The sequence below is a fragment of the Gulosibacter hominis genome (assembly GCF_904842695.1).
Taxonomy (GTDB): domain Bacteria; phylum Actinomycetota; class Actinomycetes; order Actinomycetales; family Microbacteriaceae; genus Gulosibacter; species Gulosibacter hominis.
This window is the reverse complement of sequence record NZ_CAJGWQ010000001.1, coordinates 287,534-303,255: the sequence shown is the minus strand read 5'-3', so window position 1 is coordinate 303,255 and position 15,722 is coordinate 287,534. Positions and strand designations below refer to the sequence as shown.

Annotated in this window: 16 protein-coding genes; 15 read left to right on the top strand and 1 reads right to left on the bottom strand. The window is 61.1% G+C overall.

What is annotated here, in order from left to right:
* Positions 1–28: 28 nt before the first annotated feature.
* The 11 genes from hrcA to leuA all read left to right on the top strand — a co-directional run bounded on the left by hrcA (position 29) and on the right by leuA (position 11,368).
* Positions 29–1,051: a heat-inducible transcriptional repressor HrcA gene (hrcA, locus tag JMV54_RS01390; protein WP_201517271.1), complete on the top strand. Its 1,023-nt coding sequence runs from the start codon at positions 29–31 to the stop codon at positions 1,049–1,051.
* Between the two features lie 66 nt (positions 1,052–1,117).
* Positions 1,118–2,206, top strand: a complete 1,089-nt coding sequence (gene dnaJ, locus JMV54_RS01385) for a molecular chaperone DnaJ (RefSeq protein ID WP_201517082.1) — start codon at positions 1,118–1,120, stop codon at positions 2,204–2,206.
* Positions 2,206–2,937: a 16S rRNA (uracil(1498)-N(3))-methyltransferase gene (locus tag JMV54_RS01380; RefSeq protein ID WP_201517081.1), complete on the top strand. Its 732-nt coding sequence runs from the start codon at positions 2,206–2,208 to the stop codon at positions 2,935–2,937. Before dnaJ ends, JMV54_RS01380 begins: the two co-directional genes overlap by 1 nt.
* A gap of 57 nt (positions 2,938–2,994) precedes the next feature.
* The gene (locus tag JMV54_RS01375) at positions 2,995–3,339 is read left to right on the top strand and encodes a histidine triad nucleotide-binding protein (RefSeq protein ID WP_201517080.1); all 345 of its coding nucleotides are present in this window, start codon (positions 2,995–2,997) and stop codon (positions 3,337–3,339) included.
* A 52-nt stretch (positions 3,340–3,391) separates the two neighbouring features.
* Positions 3,392–4,393: a PhoH family protein gene (locus tag JMV54_RS01370; RefSeq protein WP_230972754.1), complete on the top strand. Its 1,002-nt coding sequence runs from the start codon at positions 3,392–3,394 to the stop codon at positions 4,391–4,393.
* Entirely contained in the window at positions 4,390–4,863 is a 474-nt protein-coding gene (gene ybeY / locus JMV54_RS01365; protein ID WP_201517079.1) for an rRNA maturation RNase YbeY, read from the top strand. The genes JMV54_RS01370 and ybeY overlap by 4 nt, the downstream gene beginning before the upstream one ends.
* Positions 4,860–6,233 (top strand): hemolysin family protein, encoded by a 1,374-nt coding sequence (locus JMV54_RS01360; protein ID WP_201517078.1) that lies wholly within the window; start codon positions 4,860–4,862, stop codon positions 6,231–6,233. The genes ybeY and JMV54_RS01360 overlap by 4 nt, the downstream gene beginning before the upstream one ends.
* A gap of 101 nt (positions 6,234–6,334) precedes the next feature.
* Complete coding sequence (era, locus tag JMV54_RS01355; protein WP_201517077.1) at positions 6,335–7,237, top strand: GTPase Era; 903 nt, start codon at positions 6,335–6,337, stop codon at positions 7,235–7,237.
* Positions 7,238–7,246: 9 nt separating this feature from the next.
* Positions 7,247–8,569, top strand: a complete 1,323-nt coding sequence (locus JMV54_RS01350) for a sensor histidine kinase (protein ID WP_201517076.1) — start codon at positions 7,247–7,249, stop codon at positions 8,567–8,569.
* 106 nt (positions 8,570–8,675) lie between these two features.
* Positions 8,676–9,350: a response regulator gene (locus tag JMV54_RS01345; protein WP_269144430.1), complete on the top strand. Its 675-nt coding sequence runs from the start codon at positions 8,676–8,678 to the stop codon at positions 9,348–9,350.
* A 260-nt stretch (positions 9,351–9,610) separates the two neighbouring features.
* Positions 9,611–11,368 carry a 2-isopropylmalate synthase gene (gene leuA, locus JMV54_RS01340; RefSeq protein WP_201517074.1) on the top strand — a complete coding sequence of 586 codons (1,758 nt, stop codon included), beginning with the start codon at positions 9,611–9,613 and terminating at the stop codon, positions 11,366–11,368.
* A gap of 57 nt (positions 11,369–11,425) precedes the next feature.
* On the opposite strand, the gene JMV54_RS01335 is transcribed toward leuA, so the two are convergent.
* The gene (locus tag JMV54_RS01335) at positions 11,426–12,217 is read right to left on the bottom strand and encodes a trimeric intracellular cation channel family protein (protein WP_201517073.1); all 792 of its coding nucleotides are present in this window, start codon (positions 12,215–12,217) and stop codon (positions 11,426–11,428) included.
* 83 nt (positions 12,218–12,300) lie between these two features.
* Between JMV54_RS01335 and recO the strand changes: the two genes are divergently transcribed.
* The 4 genes from recO to lipA are packed head-to-tail and all read left to right on the top strand — an operon-like array spanning position 12,301 to position 15,679.
* Positions 12,301–13,089, top strand: a complete 789-nt coding sequence (gene recO / locus JMV54_RS01330; RefSeq protein ID WP_230972753.1) for a DNA repair protein RecO — start codon at positions 12,301–12,303, stop codon at positions 13,087–13,089.
* Between the two features lie 29 nt (positions 13,090–13,118).
* A complete protein-coding gene (locus tag JMV54_RS01325) occupies positions 13,119–13,916 on the top strand; it encodes an isoprenyl transferase (protein ID WP_201517072.1) in 798 nt (265 codons plus the stop codon).
* Positions 13,917–13,958: 42 nt separating this feature from the next.
* Complete coding sequence (lipB, locus tag JMV54_RS01320; protein ID WP_201517071.1) at positions 13,959–14,609, top strand: lipoyl(octanoyl) transferase LipB; 651 nt, start codon at positions 13,959–13,961, stop codon at positions 14,607–14,609.
* A complete protein-coding gene (gene lipA, locus JMV54_RS01315; RefSeq protein WP_201517070.1) occupies positions 14,606–15,679 on the top strand; it encodes a lipoyl synthase in 1,074 nt (357 codons plus the stop codon). Before lipB ends, lipA begins: the two co-directional genes overlap by 4 nt.
* The last annotated feature ends 43 nt before the right edge of the window (positions 15,680–15,722 follow it).

Here is a 15,722-nt window from a genome sequence, read left to right as displayed (position 1 = left end):
AGTGCAAATTCAGAACGGTGGTGAACTGATGATTACCGAGCGGAGCCTCGAGGTGCTGCGCGCAATTGTCGGAGACTATGTCGCCACCAGCGAGCCGGTGGGTTCGCAACGAATCGTCGACCGGCACGGTTTTAACGTCTCGGCGGCAACGATTCGAAACGATATGTCGGCGCTTGAAGAGGCTGAACTCATCACCGCACCGCACACCTCTTGCGGGCGCATCCCGACCGATAAGGGATATCGCGTTTTCGTCGACCGGCTGGCCGAGGTGCGCCCCCTCTCACCGGCCCAGCGGCGGGCGATTTCGCAGTTCATGGCCGGGACGCTCGACCCCGAGCAGCTGCTCGACAGGTCGGTGCGGATGCTCGCCCAGCTGACCGGCTCGGTTGCCATTGGGCATCTACCGTCCCTGCTCAACACCGATGTGCACCGCATTGAACTCGTGCCGCTGCATGAGCGCCGGGTGCTCACGGTGCTCATTACCGATAGCGGTCGCGTTGAGCAGCGCATCACCGAGCTTCGCGAACCCGCAAGCGCCGAACTGCTCGAGCGGCTGCGGGATCGGTTCAATGAACAGCTTGTCGGGAAGCGGCTGCGGGATGCGGCGGCACTGTTGCGCAACCCCCAAGATTTCCTCGCCCCCGAGGATGTGGCGGCGGCCACTCCGTTGGCGGCAGCGCTTGTCGACCAGGTGCTGGCGAACCAACATCATCGCCTGGTAATTGCCGGTGCCGCCAACCTGGCGCGCTCAGAGCGCGATTTTTCGACCATCCTGCCGCTGCTCGAAGCGATCGAAGAACAGGTGGTGCTGCTGCGACTGTTCACCGAATTGGATATTAATGATCGCGAAGTGGCGGTATCGATCGGACACGAACACGAAAATGCCACGCTGGAAGAAACCAGTGTGGTGGCAACCCAGTATCGAGCCGAGGGCGGCGCGGCGCGCGTTGGGCTGCTGGGGCCCACAAGAATGGACTATTCGAACAATATTGCCGCGGTGCGTGCGGTTGCCCGCTACCTATCGCGACTCACCGATGATTTGCACGATTGATTCGTGCCGCGGTGAACCCCACCGACTACCACGTTTTTTAACCACACTCATGAGGAGCCGTTTAACTTGGCAGATTTTTACGAGACTCTCGGTGTAGCTCGCGATGCAAGCCAGGACGAAATCAAAAAGGCCTATCGCAAACTCGCGCGGCAGCTGCATCCCGATGTGAATCCGTCACCGGAGGCTGCCGAACAGTTTAAGGATGTGACCGCGGCCTACGACACCCTGGGTGACCCGCAGCGTCGGCGACAGTACGATGCCGGGCCGAGCGCCGGCGGTGGTTTTGGATTTGGCGATATTTTTGACGCCTTCTTTGGCGGTGCAGCCGGTGGCCGCGGTCCGCGTTCGCGTGCGCAGCGCGGGCAGGATGCACTGGTGCACGTCGATCTCGACCTGCACGAGGTGATGTTTGGCACGCATCGCGATATTGAGGTCAACACCGCTGAGCGCTGTCCCGACTGTGACGGGAGCTGCTGTGCCGACGGTGTATCACCGAAGACCTGTTCAGAATGTGGCGGGGCAGGGGAAGTGCGCCGCCAGGTGCGTTCGGTGCTCGGGCCCGTGGTCACCACCTCGCCGTGTGGCACCTGCCACGGCTACGGCACGGTGATTGACAAGCACTGCACCACCTGCCACGGTCAGGGGCGTGTGCGGGCACGCACGACCATCCCGGTGGATATTCCCGCCGGTGTCGACTCGGGCCTGCGCATCCGGCTGCCCGGTCAGGGTGAGGCCGGCCCCGCCGGTGGCGCCAACGCCGATCTGTACCTCGAGATTCGAGTGCGGGACCACGAGGTGTGGCAGCGCTCGGGAGATGATCTCGAGTGCGTGCTCGAGGTTGCCATGGTTGACGCGGTGCTCGGTGAGCAGGTCACCCTGCCGGGGCTTGATGGCGATATCGAACTCGAAATTCCCGCCGGTGTGCAGTCGGGAGAGGTGCTCACAGTGGCCGGCCGCGGCATCACGCGCCTGCAATCAACCCAGCGCGGTGATGTGAAAGTCACCGTGCAGGTGGTCACTCCGACCAAGCTCGATAGCCGCCAGAAGGAACTGCTGCGCGAGTTCGCTGAGCGCGACCGCAACTCCACCAAGCCGAAGCTCGCGACCGAAAAACACGGCCTTTTTTCGCGAATGCGTGAACGGTTCGGGCGCTAATGGCGCACGCGTATCTTGTTGCCGAGCTCGCTGATACCGCGGCCGGTGAGCTCATTACCGTCGGCGGTGATGAGGCGCGCCACGCGGTGAAAGTGGCGCGGCTGCAGGTTGGTGAGCAGATTGAGCTGCTGAACGGGCACGGGATGCGTGTGGTCTGCGAAACTGTCGCCGTCTCACCCAGCACTTTTGAGGTGCGTGTGCTGGAAGTTGTTCGCGAACCTGAACCGACCCCGCGCATCCATTTGGTGCAGGCACTCGCCAAGGGCGGTCGTGACGAAATGGCGGTGCAGGCCGCGGTAGAACTCGGCGTGAGTTCGGTGACCCCGTGGCAGGCGCATCGCTCGGTTTCGCAGTGGCGCGGCGAGAAGGTCGCCCGGCAGCGGGACCGCTGGACGAGTATTTGTCGCGAGGCTGCGAAACAGTCGCTTTCGGCGTGGTTGCCCGCTGTTGAAGATTTTGCCGCGAGCGTGCCGCAGCTGATGCAGCGGCTGTCGGCGGCACAGGTGATAGTGCTTGATCCGCGCGCTGAAACTCGGCTCAGCGAGGTCGATTGCGTCGCCGACGACATTGTGCTCGTGGTGGGTCCCGAGGGCGGGATTGAGTCACGCGAGTTTGATGAGTTTACGCAATTGGGTGCGCAGCGGGTTCGGCTCGGGGCCGAGGTGCTGCGAACCTCCACCGCGGGGCCGGCTGCTATCGCGGTGCTGCAGTGCAAGCTGGGTCGCTGGTAGCGGTGTGCCCGCCAGCTTTCGGCGGTTCATCTGGCACGGCCAACTAGACTGAATACCATGACTGAGCCCAGCGTTTTTACTCGAATTATCCAGCGCGAAATCCCGAGCGACATCGTGTTTGAAGACGATCGGGTGATTGCTTTCCGTGACATTGCCCCGCAGGCGCCGGTTCACGTACTCGTGGTTCCCAAAACCGAGCAGTATCGCGATGTCACCGAACTCGCCAGCGGCGACCCGGAGCTACTGGCTCATGTGGTTGCGGTGGCAAAACAAATTGCCGCCGCACACTCGGATGGCGATTTCCGACTGGTATTTAACACCGGTGCCGGCGGCGGACAAACCGTCTTCCACGTGCACGCGCATGTGCTCGCCGGTGGCCTTGAAGAGGGATCACTTGCCTAATAGCGCTAATCAGCAATTCACACGGCCCGATGGTGAATTCATCGAGCGGACGATGGTGGTCGAGAGTGTGCCGATGGTGCAGCTACTGGGCCCCGGCGACCGGCTGTTGAAAACCGTCGAGCGCGAACACCCGAGCGTGAGCGTTTTGGCTCGCGGGAATGAACTCACCTTCCGCGGAACCGAGCAAGAGGTTGCCGCTGCACAGCAGCTAGTTGACGAACTGCTCGAACTTGCTCGGCGGGGTATTCCGGTAGAACCCGAGCAGGTATCACGCAGCGCAAAACTGCTGGCCACACCCGGTGCGCCGGCGCCAGCGCAGGTGCTTGGCGAGGCCATCGTTTCGTCGCGCGGTAAAACGATTCGGCCGAAAACGCTCGGACAGAAGCGCTATGTTGACGCGATTGATGAGCACACCATCACCTTCGGTATTGGGCCGGCCGGTACCGGCAAGACGTACCTCGCGATGGCGAAGGCTGTACAGGCGCTACAGCGCAAAGAAATAACCCGGCTCATTCTCACCCGGCCGGCAGTTGAAGCGGGGGAGCGGCTCGGGTTTTTGCCCGGCACGCTGAATGACAAAATCGACCCCTATTTGCGGCCGCTGTTTGACGCGCTACAAGAGATGCTCGACCCGGATCTTGTGGTGAAGCTCATGGCGACCAATGTTGTCGAAGTGGCGCCGCTTGCCTATATGCGTGGTCGCACGCTCAACGATGCGTTTGTCATTTTGGATGAGGCCCAAAACACCACACCCGAGCAAATGAAGATGTTTCTCACGCGGCTCGGTTTTGGCTCGAAGATGGTCGTCACCGGTGACATCACACAGATTGACCTGCCCGATGGCGCTTCGGGTTTGAAACACGCTTCGTCGGTGCTCGGCAAAGTCGAGGATGTGCATTTCGCACAGCTCACCAGCGAGGATGTGGTGCGCCACACGCTCGTTGGTGAGATCGTGAATGCATACACCGCATGGGATGCACAGCAGCAGCGCGCCTCCAGCGAACGTTCGCGGCGTGGCGGGACGCACGGTAACCAGCGAAGGAACCAGCGATGAGCATTGAAATCAACAATGAATCCAATCTGGCCGTCGACGAGGCTCTCATCCTGCGGCTTGCCACCCACGTGCTCGACAAGCTCTATATCCATCCGGATGCCGAACTCAATATTGTTTTTGTTGATGTGGGTCCGATGGAAGAGCTGCACGTGCAGTGGATGAACGAACCCGGGCCCACTGATGTGTTGAGCTTCCCGATGGATGAGCTTCGACCCGGCTCGATTGAGCGTCGCACCCCGCCGGGGCTGCTGGGCGATGTGGTGGTGTGCCCGCAGGTGGCCGAAGCTCAGGCTGTCGAGCACGGGGTTAGCCCGATTGAGGAGATCGCGCTGCTGGTGACACACGGCACCCTGCACCTTTTGGGGTTTGATCACGCCGAGCCCGAAGAACACCGCGAAATGTTCGCACTGCAGGCCGAGCTGCTGGCGAGCTTTGCCGAGATCGAACGCCGGGGAGGTCACCGCCGGTGATCTGGATATTGATCGCGGTCATCGCGGTAGCTGTGGTGCCCGTTACCGCGACGCTCTCAGCAGCCGAGGCCGCGCTCGGGTCGCTTTCGCGGTCAGACATTGAAGAAATTGCGGAACAACAGCGTCGTCCGGGGGCCGCCCGCCACATTGCGGCCGGTATTGGTGCGCATACAACAGCGATTTCGTTCACCCGTATTGCACTAGAAACCATGGCCGGTGTTGCGGTGGCCATTGCGGTGGCGCGAACGCTTGATGACGACCTGCTGGCATTCCTGATCGCCAGTGGCGTGATGCTCGTAGTGGGTTTTGTGGTGACCGGCTCGAGCCCGCGCTCGATCGGGCGGGCGCATCCCGAAGCCACGCTGCGGTTTACCGCCTGGCTGGTGCGCGGCTGCCGAGTCGTGGTGGGGCCGATCGCCGATCTGCTGGTCACCATCGGTGATGCGGTTACGCCGGGCCGGCCGGCACGCGCGGGGCGGCTCACCTCTGAAGAGCAGCTGCTGTCGATGGTGGATGAAGCCACCGAGCTCGCGGTATTTGATGAGGACGACCGTGAGCTCATCCACTCGGTGGTCACGTTCGGTGATCACTACGCTCGCGAGCTGATGGTGGCCCGCACCGATATGGTTTCGGTGGATGCAGAATCAACCGTGGCCGAAGCGCTCGAAATCATGTTTAATGCCGGTTTTTCTCGCGTGCCGGTGATTGGTCGCGACGGCGATGATGTGCGCGGAATTGCCTACCAAAAAGATTTGTCGCGCTACTTGCTTGATGAACAGGGTGATCGCAACGCCGGCGTTACCGAACATCTGCGGCCAGCGCTGATCGTGCCCGAATCGCTGCGGGCTGACGATCTGCTGCAACGGATGCGCCGTGAAAGCGTGCACTTTGCCATCGTGATTGATGAGTATGGCGGAGTAGCGGGGCTGGTGTCGATGGAAGACTTGATCGAAGAGATCGTCGGGGATATTGACGACGAATACGATCGGGGCGGCGACGCTGCCGAACTGGTTGCCGATGGTTCGCTGCGGGTGCCGTCGCGGATGTCCACGAGCGAGCTGGGAGAGCTTTTTGATGTTGATCTCGAGGATGACGATGTCGACTCGGTTGGTGGCCTGTTGGGCAAAGAACTTGGCAAGGTGCCTGAACCTGGCGATACGGTGGTGACACACGGTCTCGAACTGCGCGCCGAGCGCAGTGGACGACGTCGACGTGTAACGACAGTGCTGGTGCGTTCGGTGGCCGATCCCGATGCTGACGGCGACTATGGCGAACTACCCGATTCGATCGAGCGCGTGCTTGATGAGGGGTACGGTACCGCTGAGCCGCGCCGCCGCCGGTATCCGCGAGACAATGAGCACGGCGGATAATTGAGCGCTAAGTGCCGTGTTATTTGCGTGCCGAGCTATTTGCGTAACACTGTGCGAATCGTGACCCGATCCGAGTTCTCATCCAAAACAGAGAGTGGGCTATGAGCGAAACCAACACCGAGCCGTATCGAGCCGGGTTTGTCACTTTTGTTGGCCGGCCGAATGTCGGGAAATCAACCCTGACTAATGCGCTGGTGGGTGAGAAGATCGTCATCACCTCATCAAAGCCGCAGACCACCCGGCGCACCGTGCGGGGTATCGTGCATCGACCCAGCGGGCAGCTGATCATTGTTGACACACCGGGTATTCACCGGCCGCGCACTCTGCTGGGTCAGCGCCTCAATGACATGGTCGAAGAGGTGCTCACCGATGTTGACGTGATTGGTTTTTGTGTGCCAGCTGGTGAACCAATCGGCCCCGGCGACCGGTTCATCAACGACCAGCTTGACGCTGCTAAGCAGGCGCGAAAAATCGCGATTGTGACCAAGTGCGAGACGGTCTCTAAGAGCAAGGTCGGGGAACAGCTACTGGCGGTTTCGGAGCTTCGCGATTGGGATGCGATTGTGCCGGTATCGTCGCTGGAAGACTTTAATCTCGAGCCGCTGGTTGGTGAGCTTTTGGCGGCGATGCCGGAGTCACCGCAGCTGTATCCCGATGAAATGATCACCGAGGAGACGTTTGAGCAGCGGGCGGCGGAGCTCATCCGGGAGGCGGCGCTTGAGGGCGTACATGAAGAACTGCCGCACTCAATTGCCGTGCTCATCGACGATATGGACGAGGGCGAGGACGGCGTGCTCGAACTGTACGCGAGCCTGTTCGTTGAGCGCGAGAGCCAAAAGGGAATTGTTATCGGTCATCAGGCCAGCCGGCTCAAGCGGGTGCGACAGCGTGCCGCGAAGCAGATCTCGGCTATCGCGGGTGAAAAAGTGCGTGTGCAGCTGCATGTGAAGGTGGCGAGTAACTGGCAGCGTGACGCGAAGCAGCTCGGGAAACTTGGTTTTTAGCCCTAGTTGGTGCTGAGCATCATGATTGACTACCTGCGCGCCTATATCCGACCGCAACCGCGGGAGGTGTGGCTCACTGATCTCGTGGTCGGGATGGCGCTGATGCTCACTGTGGGGTTCCCCTATGTGCTCACCAGCGACTGGAGCTTCTATTTTGATTGGGCGGTGGCCGCAACCTGGCCGTTTTTTACGGCCGGTATGGTGCTGCGGCGAATCTCGCCCGAAATTGCGCTGGCGATTGTTTCAATCGGGTTCCTGGTCAAGCTGCTCACTGGCGCGCCGCCGCACGGTAATGACCTTGGCCTGCTGATGGTGTTCTACTCGTGTGCGGCGCATGCCTACCGTCGTGGGTTTGCGACGAGTGCGTTGGCCTCGGTCTTTTTTTCGCTTTTTTATGCGCTGCACCTGGCGATGTTCCCGCGCACTGACCTCATTTTGATCGGTAATTTCACCGGTGGTGGTCTCGCCAGTTTTGCTGCTCTGGTGCAATCGCTGCTGTATCTCGGGCTGCCAATTACTGCTGTCGCGGGTATTTTTTGGCTCGCCGGGCTCGTGCAACGGGTGCAGGTGTTTAGCCGTGAAACAGCCCACGCGGCGCAGCTGGTGGAGCTTGAATATGAGCGCAGCCGCGAGCAACTCGTGGTTGAACAAGAGCGGCACCAGATTGCTCGCGATATGCACGATGTGGTGGCCCACTCGCTCGCGGTGGTGGTCGCCCAGGCAGACGGGGCGCGTTATCTCGCAAAATCCGATCCCGCGAAGTCGGCGCAGGTGCTCGGCACGATCGCCGATACGGCACGATCGGCGCTTGTCGAGGTACGGGCGCTTTTGGCGCAGCTACGCCACACCCAACCGAGCGGCCCCCAACAGTCGATGGCCGATCTCGACAGCCTCGTCGAACGGCTGCGCACCGCTGGCTTGCGGGTCACGCTGCAAGAGACCGGTGAGCGGCGCTCGCTCGGTGCAGCCACGCAGGTGGCTGTTTATCGGCTCATCCAAGAGGCACTCACCAACTCGCTCAAGTACGGTGACGGCCTGAAACCCACCACGGTGCAGCTCGACTGGGGCAGTGCGCTCGATATCACCGTGCGGAATGATCTCACCGAACGCGCCCCGACGCTCTCGGGTGCTCGTCACGGATTGATTGGGATGCGAGAACGCATCCTCGTGATCGGTGGCCTGGTGAAGGCTGGCACCGAAGGAAATCAGTTTGTGGTGCGCGCACGAGTGCCATTCCAGGGAGCTGCACTGGCCGCTGCAGAACGCGACCAAACCTGGCAGTTCACAGACCCCAGCACGACGGCACCTTTAGCGACACGGCCGCAGCCATAACGCGTGACCGGAGAGCCTTAGACCAGCAACGCACCAGCAAATGCCCCAGTGCGCGTGCAAGAATGATTGCGCTCATTTGGCGGCACCGATCAGAACGGAGACCCACGTGCCCACCTCGACTCCCGCTTCTGGCAGTCCAATAACTGTCGCGCTCGTTGACGATCAACAGCTTTTTCGGGGCGGCATTCGGATGCTGATTGAGAGTCAGCCCGACATGAAATTTGTTGGCGAGGCTGGCGACGGTCATGAAGCGATCCGATTGGCGGCAACGGTAAAACCGGATGTGCTGCTCATGGACGTGCGGATGCCCAATATGGACGGTATCGAAGCGACCCAGCAAATTGTGGCGCGTGGCCTCGAGACCCGTGTGCTGGTGTTGACCACTTTTGACCTCGACAAAGCTGTGGCACGCGCGGTCGCGGTCGGCGCATCCGGTTTTGTGCTCAAAGATGCTGACCCGGAGTTTTTGCTGGCGGCGATCCGCACCGTGCACTCGGGCTCCGAAGTGTTTGCCGCCCAGGCCACGGCCGATCTCATTCGCCGTTTTTCGCAGGCTCCCGGCCGGCTCGGTGGCGAACCAGAAGAGTTCTCGGCCCTCACCGAGCGTGAGCGAGAGATGTTTTTTTTGGCGGCCAAGGGCATGTCAAATAGCGAGATCGCTGCCAAAGAATTCCTCTCGGAGGCGACCGTCAAGACTCACATTTCGCGCATCCTCGCAAAACTTTCGCTGCGCGACCGGGTGCAGCTGGTGGTGTACGCCTACGAACACGGCCTGCTCTAGACGGCCTGTTTATGCAGAACTCGGGCGGTCGACAGTGCTACGATGACCACATGTTCCGAAACGGCACCCTCCTTCTTCGTTGCCGCGACGAGGCTTAGCAACTAAGCCTTCCTCGTCGCGGAGTGTGTCGTTGGCTTAGGCCATTTTGAACAGTAAGGCACCTGTTCCGGTAGTTACACCTGGAACTGATGAATCCCGCCCACAGGTGCCGGCGAAAAAGTCGCTGTCGGTGTGCACATCGGCAGCGCAGGGAGTGAAAAATGCAAAATTTCCAGCAGCCGTCAAAGATGCCCGTCCACCGCTACCGCTCGTATCACGATCAGTTCGGTGTCACCCTGCCCGATCGCACCTGGCCCGACCGGGTAATTACCGAAGCTCCTCGCTGGTGTGCGGTTGATCTGCGCGACGGTAACCAGGCACTTATCGACCCAATGTCTCCCGAGCGCAAGAAGGTCATGTTCGAGCTGCTCGTGCGCATGGGTTACAAGGAAATCGAGGTGGGCTTTCCCTCTGCGAGCCAGACCGACTACGACTTCATCCGTCAGCTGATTGACGAAGATCTGATCCCGGATGACGTCACGATTCAGGTGCTGACTCAGGCTCGCGAGCACCTGGTCAAGCGCACGTTCGAGTCGCTGCGCGGTGCAAAGCGTGCGATCGTGCACCTGTACAACTCGACTTCGACGCTGCAGCGCGAGGTGGTTTTCCGCCAGGACCGCGAGGGCGTCAAACAAATTGCGCTCGAGGGCGTGCGCATGTGTCAGCGCTTTGCGCACCTCGCGGAAGGCACTGACATTTATTGGGAGTACTCGCCAGAAAGCTATACCGGTACTGAACTCGACTATGCCGTCGAGGTGTGCAATGCGGTGATCGAAGCGTTTGATCCCACTCCCGAGCACAAGATGATCATCAACTTGCCGGCGACTGTTGAGATGGCCACGCCCAATGTGTACGCCGATTCGATTGAGTGGATGAATCGCCACCTGGCTCGCCGCGACTCGATTTTGCTGTCGCTGCACCCGCACAATGACCGCGGCACAGCTGTTGCGGCAGCCGAACTCGGTTATCTGGCCGGCGCCGACCGCATCGAGGGCTGCCTGTTCGGTAACGGTGAGCGCACCGGTAACGTCGACCTGGTCACCCTGGGTGTCAACATGTTCACGCAGGGGATCGATCCGATGATCGACTTCAGCGATATTGATGAGATTCGTCGCACGGTTGAATATTGCAACCAGCTGCGCGTGGGTGAACGCACCCCGTGGGGCGGCGACCTCGTGTACACGGCGTTTTCTGGCTCACACCAGGACGCCATCAAAAAGGGTTTCGAAGCGCTCGAAGCCCGCGCCGAAGCCGAGGGCAAGCCGGTCAGCGAGATCGAGTGGCAGGTGCCCTACCTGCCGGTCGACCCGCACGACCTGGGACGCAACTACGAGGCCGTTATTCGCGTCAATTCGCAGTCGGGTAAGGGCGGCGTGGCTTACCTGCTGAAAGAGCACCACAACCTCGATCTGCCGCGGCGCCTGCAGATTGAGTTTTCGCAGCTCGTGCAGCAGCGCACCGACAGCGAAGGCGGCGAAGTTTCGGCCGATGAAATCTGGAATATTTTTAACGACGAATACCTGCCGAGCAAGAGCGCTGACAAGCGCTGGGGCCAGATTGAAATTTTTGGCACCCGCACCGCAACCGAGATGGACGGCAGCACGCAGCTCGAGGTGAAGCTGCGCAATGGCGATGACACCCGGGTTGTGACTGCCGGTGGTAATGGCCCGATCAATGCCTTCCTCAACGCCGTGAATGATCGCGGCTATGGCGTTCGCCTGTTCGACTATGTCGAGCACACTCTGTCGGCATCGGGGGATGCGCTGGCAGCGGCCTATGTTGAGATCGAGATCGGCGACACCCGGCTGTGGGGTGTCGGCATTGATCCCGACATTTCTACCGCATCACTGAAGGCGATTGTGTCGGGTATGAACCGCGCGATTCGCGATGGTGTGGTTGAGGTTATGCCCTCGGCGTAGCCCCACGCAGATAGCGGGCGGTGATGGTGCACAATGGCCATCACCGCCCGCTTGTTTTTAGTCGGATGCGCGCCGGCGGCGTTTACGCTTGCGGGTCGACTCGGTGATGGGGATGGGGCGCGTGGTCGGTTTTGAGCCGCGCTTGTACCGGCGCAGCAGCAAGCGTTCACGGTTCGGTTCACGTAGCCGCTGCGGTAGTCGCAGCGCCATCTGTTCGGGTAGCGACAGCCCCCACCACACGCTTGCCATGCGGATCGCGACCGTGACCGTGAAACACACGATCATGCCGGTAATAGTGCCAACACCAAGTAGATCGAGGGCAACGTACGAGGCTGCGCCAAAAAAAGCGGCGGCAGCATAGAACGTGCCCGCGTACAGCACACCGACGGGTACCTGCAGCAAGAGGTCGCGAACGGCACCACCACCGGCGGCGGCCACGGTGCCGATCATGATCGCCGGCAGCGGTTCAACCCCGTAGCCGATTGCCTTCGACGTACCCACAACTGCAAACACCCCGAGCGACATTGCATCCAGGATGGTGACGGCCACATTGATGCGATTCAACGCGTACGACAGCCACATACCGCACAGTGCCGCGAGCGCCGCGGTGAGCACGTACCAATTGTTTTGGATGGTGGCCGGCGGCACCCCGAGCAGCAGATCACGCATAAAACCGCCACCGAGACCGACCGAAACACCGAGGATGGCCACTCCCAGCCAGTCGATGCGGCGGCCCTGCCGCTGCACCCCTTCGGCGGTTGCAGAAGCGGACAGCGCACCAAAGGCAACGGCGGTGAGATCGAGCCACAGCGGGATCGTTGGCAGCTCCTGCACGAGATGTGGTTCCAAAACCAGACTTCCGTTCGGTTCAGGCACGCGCAGCGCGTGGCGGGGATTTTGGTGGGGAGGTGGGCGCGGCAAACGCGATAGCGATGACCGCGGGCGATACTGGTGTGATGCCGGTATATGCGGATGAGGTCGTGGTGCTGCGAGCAGCGCCTCTGGGTGAGGCCGACCGCATCATTACTCTATTTGGTCGCGAGCGCGGAATGGTACGCGCTGTCGCGCGCGGGGTGCGTCGCACCTCATCCAAGTTTGGTGCCCGGCTCGAGCCGTTCAATGTGGTGGATGTGCAGCTGTACACCCGCAATTTCCGTAACCGTTCGGGTTTGGAGACGGTCACGCAGGCGGTGACCGTGCATCCCCTCGCTGCAAAAATTGTTGCCGACTATGAGGCCTATACCGCCGCCGCGGTCGTGGTGGAGTCGGCCATGCAATTGCTCACCGAAACCCCGGCACCCAATCAGTGGGTGCTGCTGGTGGGTGCGCTGCGTGATCTTGCCGCACAAGATCATCCGGCGCAGTTGGTGATGGGCGGGTATTTATTGCGCTCACTCGCTCTTGCCGGATGGCAGCCGAGTTTTAACGAGTGCGCACGCTGTGGAGTGCCGGGCCCGCATGCTCGCATTTCATATTCAGCCGGCGGGGCCGTGTGTGACGCGTGTGCCATCGCGGTGGGTGCCACGGTGGCCGCGGATATTGATGTGATGCGGCACCTGTGGGCTCTCCTTGCCGGTAACCGCCACGTGCAGTTGAGTGCGGATACGGCGGTGCGTGAGCGTGCCGGTGATATTGCCATTGCCTATGCCGAACATCATCTCGAGCACAGTCTGCGCGCCACAAGAATTGCCGATGCCGCCCGGCGGCACGGAGCCAACTAGGCTTGACACAGGAGCAAGTTGAGGAGCCGATGAACGAGTCATTGCCGGGTATATCCGCATACAAACCGATTGACTGGACCGGCGTGTATCCGCCCGAGTTCGCCGCGGCGGAGGTGCCCGCGCACGTGGCGATCGTGATGGATGGGAACGGTCGCTGGGCCAACCGCCGGGGGCTACCGCGCACCGAGGGACACCGGGCGGGGGAGCAATCGCTATTGGATGTGGTGGCCGGCGCCCTGCAGGTGGGGGTCAAACATCTCTCGGTGTATGCCTTTTCAACCGAGAACTGGAAGCGCGCGGCCGAAGAGGTGCGCTTTTTGATGGGGTTTAACCGGCAGGTGCTGCGGCGCCAACGCGATCAACTCAATGAGTGGGGCGTGCGAGTGCAGTGGGCGGGGCGGGAGCCGAAACTGTGGCGCAGTGTAATTAACGATCTGCGCGCTGCCGAAGAACTCACCCGCAACAACACCCGCATGACCCTGAACATGTGCGTCAATTATGGCGGGCGCGTTGAGCTGGTGGATGCGGTGCGGGCGATCGCGAATGAGGCGGCGAAGGGGCGGATTAATCCCGAACGCATAACCGAGCGCACGCTACAAAAACATCTCTATCTTCCCGATCTACCCGATGTCGACCTGTTCGTGCGTTCATCGGGGGAGCAGCGCACCTCAAATTTTTTGCTCTGGCAATCGGCCTACGCAGAATTTGTGTTCGTCGACACCCTCTGGCCCGATTTCACACGCGAAGATCTTTGGCGGGCAATCGAACAGTATGCCGGTCGCGATCGGCGCTTTGGGGGCGCGATTGATCGCCCCGAAACCGAATAGCAATCAGGGCTTCTTTGGCTGACACAGTTATGGTCGAGTGTTGTGCAGATCGACAATCTACTGAGTGAAGGTCGCAGCGATTACGCGGCGGTCGATGCTCGCCAGCGAAACCTGCATGAGCGCGTCGCCGCGGGTGAGACAGCCGATACGCTCATGCTCATCGAATTTGATCCCGTGTACACGGCGGGCAGTCGCACGAAGCCCGAAGACATTCCGGATGCAAATGTGCCGGTGGTGCCTATCGATCGCGGCGGTTCGGTCACCTATCACGGCCCGGGGCAACTGGTTGTCTACCCGATTATCAAGGTGCACGGGCGCCAGGATGTGGTGGCCTATGTGCGCGCGCTCGAACAGGCGGTGATTGACCTGCTTGCCGAATACGGCATTGCAGCCGGTCGTGTCGAGGGGCGCACTGGCGTTTGGATCGTGCGGCCCGGCCAGTTCGACCGCAAAATTTGCGCCATCGGGGTGCGTTTCAGCAGCCGCACCACCATGCACGGACTGGCACTCAACGTCACCACTGATCTGGGTGACTTCGATCGCATCGTGCCCTGCGGCATCCGTGACGCCGGTGTGGTCTCGATGCGTGATCTCGGCGTAGAACAGACCCTCGAAGAAGTTGCGGCCCGACTCGTACCGCATCTCGAACAACAATTGGCACGGTTCCGTGTCCCAGTGGAGGAAACCGCATGAGCGCGACTAATCTCGGCAGGCTCGAGCCGCAGGGCCGCAAGCTGCTGCGCATCGAGGCACAGAACCAGCAGACTCCGATCGAACGCAAGCCCGACTGGATCCGCACCACCGCAGCCGTCGGTGAGCAATATCAAGAGGTGCGCAGTATCGCGCGCAGCGGTGGGCTGCACACGGTGTGCGAGGAGGCCGGCTGTCCGAACATCTATGAGTGCTGGCAAGACCGCGAAGCCACCTTCCTGATCGGTGGCGACCACTGCACCCGCCGCTGCGACTTTTGCCAGATTGCCACCGGTAAACCCGCCTCCTACGACCGGGATGAGCCGCGCCGGGTCGCCGAGTCTGTGCGCGAGTTGGGATTGCGCTATGCGACGGTGACGGGTGTCGCGCGTGACGATCTCGAAGACGGTGCATCCTGGCTATTTGCCGAAACCTGCCGACAGATTCGTGAACTCAGCCCTGGAACCGGTGTGGAACTGTTGGTGGATGATTTCCGTGGCGGAGATGCCCCGATCAAGGCGGTCTGCGACGCGGCTCCCGAGGTGTTTGCACACAATCTCGAAACCGTGCCGCGGATTTTTAAACAGATTCGGCCAGCGTTTCGATATGAGCGATCGCTGCAGATGCTCGCGCGCGCCAGTGAACTCGGCATGATTACGAAGTCGAATCTCATCCTCGGTATGGGGGAGGAGCGTGGCGAAATCGAAGCCACGATGCGCGATCTGCGTGATCATTCGGTAAATATTTTGACACTCACGCAGTACCTGCGCCCGAGTGCGCTGCACCATCCGATCGACCGGTGGGTAAAACCGCAGGAGTTCATCGACCTCGCTGACTACGCGCGCGAACTCGGCTTTGAAGCCGTGATGGCGGGGCCACTCGTGCGCTCGTCGTATCGGGCGGGCAAACTGTGGGCGCAGGTGATGACCAAACTCGGCCGAGCGATCCCACCCGAGCTGCAGCATCTGGCCACCGAACAACCCGCGCGGCAGGAGGCTGCGAGCATCGTTGCCCGTAAGCCCGAGTTTGCGGGCGACAACCCGGCTGGAGACGTGCAGCTCGCCAACGAGTGATTGCACCCGGCCAGCGCCGCTGCCGGCTAGGATAGCGGGAGCC

Excerpts from the sequence above, each read along its gene's own strand:
- ybeY (WP_201517079.1), top strand. The coding sequence starts at position 4,390 with ATGAGCATTGAAATCAACAATGAATCCAATCTGGCCGTCGACGAGGCT.
- JMV54_RS01375 (WP_201517080.1), top strand. The coding sequence starts at position 2,995 with ATGACTGAGCCCAGCGTTTTTACTCGAATTATCCAGCGCGAAATCCCG.
- lipA (WP_201517070.1), top strand. The coding sequence starts at position 14,606 with ATGAGCGCGACTAATCTCGGCAGGCTCGAGCCGCAGGGCCGCAAGCTG.
- JMV54_RS01325 (WP_201517072.1), top strand. The coding sequence starts at position 13,119 with ATGAACGAGTCATTGCCGGGTATATCCGCATACAAACCGATTGACTGG.
- era (WP_201517077.1), top strand. The coding sequence starts at position 6,335 with ATGAGCGAAACCAACACCGAGCCGTATCGAGCCGGGTTTGTCACTTTT.
- hrcA (WP_201517271.1), top strand. The coding sequence starts at position 29 with ATGATTACCGAGCGGAGCCTCGAGGTGCTGCGCGCAATTGTCGGAGAC.
- JMV54_RS01380 (WP_201517081.1), top strand. The coding sequence starts at position 2,206 with ATGGCGCACGCGTATCTTGTTGCCGAGCTCGCTGATACCGCGGCCGGT.
- JMV54_RS01370 (WP_230972754.1), top strand. The coding sequence starts at position 3,392 with ATGGTGGTCGAGAGTGTGCCGATGGTGCAGCTACTGGGCCCCGGCGAC.
- leuA (WP_201517074.1), top strand. The coding sequence starts at position 9,611 with ATGCAAAATTTCCAGCAGCCGTCAAAGATGCCCGTCCACCGCTACCGC.
- recO (WP_230972753.1), top strand. The coding sequence starts at position 12,301 with ATGACCGCGGGCGATACTGGTGTGATGCCGGTATATGCGGATGAGGTC.